At 36.1% G+C, this 358-nt stretch carries 1 protein-coding gene; it reads right to left on the reverse strand.

What is annotated here, in order from left to right:
• Positions 1–358 (reverse strand): hypothetical protein (locus KP705_RS19595; RefSeq protein ID WP_215765521.1); only part of this gene is annotated, 358 nt, incomplete at both ends.

Below are 358 nucleotides of genomic sequence, written 5' to 3' on the forward strand. Positions count from 1 at the left end.
CGCAATCCTATCGCAATCACGCATTAAATCATCCAACGTGTAGACAGTCTTAATGAACGGAACAGGATTAATTCCATGCGAATCCAAAGAATCAAAAACTAAACCAAGATAAGTTTCAAGCTGTTCATTCTTCTTCTGTAAATCTCTGAACGGCTTGCCCTTAGAAAAACTTTTTTCGCGTTCGCTTTCCAATTCGTTCAATAGTGATTTTCGTGAGTCATTTCTTTTGTGAATTTTTGTTTTTAGTGATGAATTACTCGCTTTCAACTTCTCATTTTGATTCTTCAATAAATGAATTTCATTTTCACGAGACTTCGCACCATCATCAAWACGGCTTTTCGTGAATGACTCAGAAACC

It is taken from the genome of Gluconobacter sp. P1D12_c, assembly GCF_018812105.1.
GTDB classification, from domain to species: domain Bacteria; phylum Pseudomonadota; class Alphaproteobacteria; order Acetobacterales; family Acetobacteraceae; genus Gluconobacter; species Gluconobacter oxydans_A.